The organism is Salipiger sp. HF18, assembly GCF_011806505.1.
Taxonomy (GTDB): domain Bacteria; phylum Pseudomonadota; class Alphaproteobacteria; order Rhodobacterales; family Rhodobacteraceae; genus Salipiger; species Salipiger thiooxidans.
Genome location: NZ_JAATOS010000841.1, coordinates 1 through 1014 on the forward strand (window position 1 = coordinate 1; position 1014 = coordinate 1014).

Consider the following 1014-nt stretch of genomic DNA (forward strand, 5'->3'; position numbering starts at 1 on the left):
CAGGTGCTGGAGGCGGCGCAGGCCTATCGCGGCATGAACCACACCGGCAACCTGTGGATGACAATCGTGGTGCTGGCGCTGGCGCTCGGCGGCCTTGCCTGGGCCGTTCGCGAGACCACTCTCGAGTTCCGCGCCCGCAACGCGGTCGAGGGTGGGGTGCGCTTCCTGCTGCTGGCCGCCGCCTCGATCGCGATCCTGACCACCATCGGCATCGTACTGTCGCTGATCGGCAATACCGTGCGCTTCTTCGACCTCTACTCGGTCTCGAAGTTCTTCGGCTCCTTCACATGGTCGCCGTCCTTCGGCGGCGGATCCGAGCTTGGCATCTGGCCGCTGCTCTGGGGCACGTTCTACATCTCGATCATCGCGCTCATCGTGGCGGTGCCGATCGGGCTCTTCGCGGCGGTCTACCTGTCGGAATACGCCAGTCCCCGGATGCGGGCCTGGGCCAAGCCGCTGCTCGAGGTGCTCGCAGGCATCCCGACCATCGTCTACGGTCTCTTCGCGCTGCTCACCGTCGGTCCGCTCCTGCTCACGGTCTTCGGCCGCGACGGGCTGGGCTGGATGCAGGCGGGCACCGCCGTGATGACCGCGGGCGTGGTCATGGGCATCATGCTCATCCCCTTCGTCAGCTCGCTTTCGGACGACATCATCAACGCGGTGCCGCAGTCGCTGCGCGATGGTTCCTACGGCCTTGGTGCGACGCATTCCGAGACCATCAAGCAGGTGATCCTGCCTGCGGCGCTTCCGGGCATCGTCGGCGCCATCCTGCTCGCTGCCAGCCGCGCCATCGGCGAGACGATGATCGTTGTGATGGGGGCAGGGGCCGCGGCCCGGCTCTCGCTCAACCCCTTCGACGCCATGACCACCGTGACCGCCAAGATCGTGTCGCAGCTGACCGGTGACGCGGACTTCGCCTCGCCCGAGGCGCTGGTGGCCTTCGCCCTCGGCATGACGCTCTTCGTCATGACGCTGGGGCTCAACATCTTCGCACTCTACATCGTGCGCAAATAC

The 1014-nt window shown here is 66.5% G+C and carries 1 protein-coding gene; it reads left to right on the top strand.

Annotation, left to right across the window (positions count from 1 at the left end):
* On the top strand, positions 1-1014 hold a 1014-nt coding region (gene pstC, locus HC022_RS27420; protein ID WP_167454478.1), incomplete at both ends, for a phosphate ABC transporter permease subunit PstC.